Annotated in this window: 6 protein-coding genes; 3 read left to right on the top strand and 3 right to left on the bottom strand. The window is 74.3% G+C overall.

Going from position 1 to position 4272, the window contains the following annotated elements; translation table 11 throughout:
- Together AA75_RS10305 and AA75_RS10300 are read left to right on the top strand one after the other, a co-directional pair.
- The coding region (locus tag AA75_RS10305) for a futalosine hydrolase (protein WP_033819573.1) at window positions 1-563 on the top strand (563 nt) is incomplete at its 5' end.
- The gene (locus tag AA75_RS10300) at window positions 556-1404 is read left to right on the top strand and encodes a 1,4-dihydroxy-6-naphthoate synthase (RefSeq protein WP_033819572.1); all 849 of its coding nucleotides are present in this window, start codon (window positions 556-558) and stop codon (window positions 1402-1404) included. The genes AA75_RS10305 and AA75_RS10300, both read left to right, overlap by 8 nt.
- A gap of 31 nt (window positions 1405-1435) precedes the next feature.
- On the opposite strand, the gene AA75_RS53655 is transcribed toward AA75_RS10300, so the two are convergent.
- Window positions 1436-1819, bottom strand: a complete 384-nt coding sequence (locus AA75_RS53655) for a cold-shock protein (RefSeq protein WP_033819571.1) — start codon at window positions 1817-1819, stop codon at window positions 1436-1438.
- A gap of 389 nt (window positions 1820-2208) precedes the next feature.
- A complete protein-coding gene (locus tag AA75_RS10290) occupies window positions 2209-3348 on the bottom strand; it encodes an esterase family protein (protein ID WP_033819570.1) in 1140 nt (379 codons plus the stop codon).
- 193 nt (window positions 3349-3541) lie between these two features.
- Between AA75_RS10290 and AA75_RS10285 the strand changes: the two genes are divergently transcribed.
- The gene (locus AA75_RS10285; protein ID WP_051812088.1) at window positions 3542-3832 is read left to right on the top strand and encodes a hypothetical protein; all 291 of its coding nucleotides are present in this window, start codon (window positions 3542-3544) and stop codon (window positions 3830-3832) included.
- On the opposite strand, the gene AA75_RS10280 is transcribed toward AA75_RS10285, so the two are convergent.
- On the bottom strand, window positions 3799-4272 hold a 474-nt coding region (locus tag AA75_RS10280), incomplete at its 5' end, for an HAD family hydrolase (protein WP_033819569.1). The two genes, AA75_RS10285 and AA75_RS10280, sit on opposite strands and share 34 nt — an antisense overlap.

The following is a 4272-nucleotide window of genomic DNA, read 5'->3' as shown; positions in this document are numbered from 1 at the left end:
TGGCGGCCGGGGTCGGCCCGGCCGCCGCTGCGGCGGCCACGGCGGCGGCGCTGGCCGCCCGCCCGTACGCGCTGGCGGTCTCGGCCGGGATCGCGGGCGGGTTCGCACCCCGGGCGCCGATCGGCTCGCTGGTGGTGGCGGAGCGGATCGTCGCGGCCGACCTGGGCGCCGAGACGCCCGAGGGCTTCCAGGACGTCACCGAGCTGGGTTTCGGGACCGTCCGCCACACCCCGCCGCCCGCAGCCGTCCGCCTCGCCGTACGGGCCCTGGAGGCCGCCTCGGGGGCCGTGCTGACCGTCTCCACGGTCACCGGCAGCGCCGGGCGGGCACAGGAACTGACCGTGCGTCACCCGGACGCGGTCGCGGAGGCGATGGAGGGGTTCGGGGTGGCCGAGGCGGCCGCCCGGTTCGCCGTCCCCGTCTTCGAGATCCGGGCCGTGTCCAACGCCGTCGGGCCGCGCGACCGCGCCGCCTGGCGGATCGGTGAGGCGCTGGGGGCCCTGGAGCGGGCCTTCCGGGCGCTGCCGTACCGAGCCCTGCTCCAGGAGGTCCGCCATGGCTGAGCCGCTCAGGGCCGCGTACTCGCCCTGCCCCAACGACACCTTCGTCTTCCACGCCTGGGCGCACGGCCTGGTGCCCGGCGCGGCCGCGCCCGAGGTCACCTTCGCCGACATCGACCTGACCAACGGCATGGCCGAGCGGGGCGAGCTGGACCTGCTGAAGATCTCCTACGGGCAGCTGCCCTGGGTCCTCGACGAGTACGCGCTGCTGCCCTGCGGCGGGGCACTCGGCCGAGGCTGCGGTCCGCTGGTGCTCACCGCCGGGGAGCGGGACGCCGCCTCGCTGGCGGGCCGGACGGTGGCGGTGCCGAGCGAGCGGTCGACCGCGTACCTGCTGTTCCGGCTCTGGGCCGCGAAGGCCGTGCCGGGCGGCTTCGGGGAGATCGTGGTGCTGCCGTTCCACGAGATCATGCCCGCCGTGCGGGACGGCCGGGTGGACGCCGGTCTGGTGATCCACGAGGCGCGGTTCACCTACCGGCGGTACGGGCTGCACAGCCTGGCCGACATGGGTGAGGCGTGGGAGCTGGAGACCGGCCTGCCGATCCCGCTCGGCGCGATCGTGGCCCGCCGCTCGCTCGGCGCCGAGCGGCTGCGCGAGCTGGCCGCGACCATCCGCACCTCGGTGACCATGGCGTGGGACGACCCGGCGGCCTCCCGCGGCTACGTGCTGGCGCACGCCCAGGAGATGGACCCGCAGGTGGCGGACAGCCACATCGGGCTGTACGTCAACGAGTTCACCGCCGAGCTCGGCGAGGAGGGCTACGCCGCGGTGCGGGCGCTGCTGGCCCGGGCCGCCGAGGAGGGGCTGGTCCCCGCGGTCGACCCGGGCGCGCTGGCGTTCTGAGCACCGGCCGCGGACACCGCGGCGGCGGCGCTCAGACGTCGAACTGCTCGGCCACCGCGCGCAGCAGGACCGCGAGCTGCTGGCCGGTCGGCTTGGCCGGGTAGCGGCCGCGCTGCAGGCCGGGCAGGACCGCGTCGAGGGTGGAGATCAGGTCCTGCACGATCGGGGCCATGTCGTCCGCGCTCTTGCGCTGGGCCGCCGCCACCGAGGGCAGCGCGTCCAGCAGCGTGACGCCCATCGCCTGGTCGCCGCGGTGGCCCGCGGCGATGCCGAACTCGACCCGCTGCCCCGGCCGAAGCGTGGTGACGCCGGTGGGCAGCGCCTTGGTGTGCACGAAGACCTCGCCGCCGTCGTCGCGCGACAGGAAGCCGTAGCCCTTCGTCTCGTTGAACCACTTGACCTGGCCGGTGGGCATCTCGGAAGTCCTCGGGTGGGTGTGGGAGCGGCCCCGGCATCGCCCGGGGCCCGCTGGACGGGGAGCCGGACCGACCACGCGCGGCGGGTCGGCCGGACAGCGGATCAATGATCTCTCAGCTGCTCACTCATGCGCTGCAGCAGATCCGGATCGGGGCCTGGCCGGGCCAGGGTGCGACATGGCGCTGACCACTGGCTCTCACCCCCGATCGGTAGGGCGGGGCGTCCGCCGGACCCCGCGCGATGGCTGCATACCCCGGCCGGGGCGCGGTCGAAACTCCCCGCTGCCAGGAAACTCCGGGCAGTGACCGATGCCTGGTCACGGCGGGCGCCGGAGGGCGGGCGGGGCCGCGCGGGCCGGTTCGGCCGGGGCGGCCGTCAAGGGGTGGGTCAGGAGGGGGCGTTGAGGTGTTCGGACAGCCAGCCGAGCGAGGCCGGCAGCATCCGGTTCCAGGTGTTGAAGTTGTGGCCGCCGGTCTCCAGCGTGATCGAGGACACCTTGGTCGGGCCGCCCTTGGCGGCGGCGACGAACCGCCGGGTGTTGTCGTAGTAGTCGCCGTCGCCCTCCTTGCTGCCGCCGACCAGCAGGGAGACCGCGGGATGCGGCAGGTTGGCGAGGCGCCAGCCCAGGTCGGCCTCGTCGCGGCGCTGCTGGCGGCCGTCGAAGAGGTCGCCGGTGGTGGGGTCCTCGGCGGCGCGGTAGTAGCCGGACAGCGACACGGCGGCCGAGTACACCTCGGGGTGCTTCATGGACAGCTTCAGCGCGCAGTAGCCGCCGGTGGAGTTGCCGATCAGGCCCCAGTCGCCGGCCCCGTCGCCGACCCGGTACGAGGCGCGGATCGCGGCCGGCACGTCCTTGGCGAAGTACGACTCGGCCTGCGGGCCGCCCGGGACGTCCTCGCACTCGGTGTCGCGCGGCATCGCCGGGGAGGGGCGCATCAGCACCAGCACGGCGGGCTTCATCCTGCCGTCGCGGATCTGCTGCAGCTCGGTGGCCGGGTAGTTGAGCTTGCTGACCAGGTTCTTGGCGTCGCCGGGGAAGCCCGTGATGGCGATCACGGCGGGGAACCTGCGGTCCCGGTAGTCGGGCTGGAAGTACTGCGGCGGCAGGTAGACGTAACCCTCGGTGGACAGGCCGGTGGTGGCGCCCGGGATCCGGATCCGCTCCAGCTTGCCGACCAGCGCCGGGTCCCGGCCGACCGACTTCGCGCCGCGCACGTTCTCGTCGGAGATCTGCTGGATGCCGGCCGTGCGGCGGCCGTCCGCGAACTGGTTCTCGATGGTCACCGGGCCGTTGTCACCGGTGCCCAGCAGGTCGTCCCAGCTGCTGTAGAAGGCGAAGGAGTTGTTGGCCAGCAGGCCCAGGGTGCACATCACGGTCAGCTGGGTGGCGATGATCGTGCCGATCCGGCCGCAGATCGCGGCCCAGCCGCTGCGGGCCAGCCGCGGCCACAGCCAGACCGTGCCGGCCACCATCAGGAGCGAGACCAGCGCGGACAGCGCCAGCACCTTGTGACTGGTCAGACCCATGCGTGTGTAAGCCCCTGTATCCCGATGGCCCGGTCTCCGGGATTCCCCCCGCAGAAACCGCAGTACGACAATCACCAGGGTGCCTGAGAGTTCCCTGGGAAACCTGAGCGTACAGACGGCCCCCGCCCCCGCCGATCGGCGGGGGTCGGGACGTTCTGCGACACTGGGCCGTCGAGGCGAGAAGGAGTCAGTTGTGAGCAGTCAGCGTGCGGACCGGGGCGATGCGCTGGTCAGGACCGGGGGCCTGGTCTTCGGCGCCGGGGCCGTGGCCACCCTGGTGACCTTCGTACCGCTCTTCTTCGACCTCCCGCGCTTCCCCAGCTTCGCGTACTGGCTGTGCATGCTGATGCCGCTCGGTTTCCTGCTGTCGGTGACCGGGCTGCTGCTCTCCGCCCGGGCGCAGCGGCGCCGGGTCACCGAGCGGGCGGCACAACCGGCCGCCGTGGGTACTCAGGCGCCCGCGGCGGTGGCCGAGGCCAGGTAGCCGGCCAGCCAGGCCGGGAAGCCGGTCAGGTCGTCGAGCACCACGTCCGCCCCGGCCTCGGCCAGCTCCGCCGCGCCGTACGGCCCGGTGGCCACGCCGACCGCGACCGCGTCCGCCGCCCGGGCCCCGGCGATGTCGCCGAGGTGGTCGCCGACGTACACGGCCGCGCCGTGCTCGCGCAGCGCGGCGCCCTTGGTCTCCGCCCACAGGTCGCCCACCAGGACGTCCGCGTCGAGGCCGGCCGCGGTCAGGTGCAGCCGGGCGTTGGGCTCGTGCTTGCCGGTGATCACCGCGACCCGGCCGCCGCACTCGCGGACCGCGCGGACCGCCTCCAGGGCGCCGGGCAGCAGCAGGGCGCGCTCCACGGCGTGCTCCGGGTACAGCGCCCGGTAGCGGTCGGCGGCCGCCTGCACCCGGGCGGGCGGGAACCACTCGGCGAT

It is taken from the genome of Kitasatospora sp. MBT63 (assembly GCF_000710465.2).
GTDB lineage: Bacteria > Actinomycetota > Actinomycetes > Streptomycetales > Streptomycetaceae > Kitasatospora.
This window is presented reverse-complemented; position numbering and strand designations above follow the sequence as displayed.

Excerpts from the sequence above, each read along its gene's own strand:
- AA75_RS53655 (WP_033819571.1), bottom strand. The coding sequence starts at position 1,819 with ATGCCCACCGGCCAGGTCAAGTGGTTCAACGAGACGAAGGGCTACGGC.
- AA75_RS10290 (WP_033819570.1), bottom strand. The coding sequence starts at position 3,348 with ATGGGTCTGACCAGTCACAAGGTGCTGGCGCTGTCCGCGCTGGTCTCG.
- AA75_RS10300 (WP_033819572.1), top strand. The coding sequence starts at position 556 with ATGGCTGAGCCGCTCAGGGCCGCGTACTCGCCCTGCCCCAACGACACC.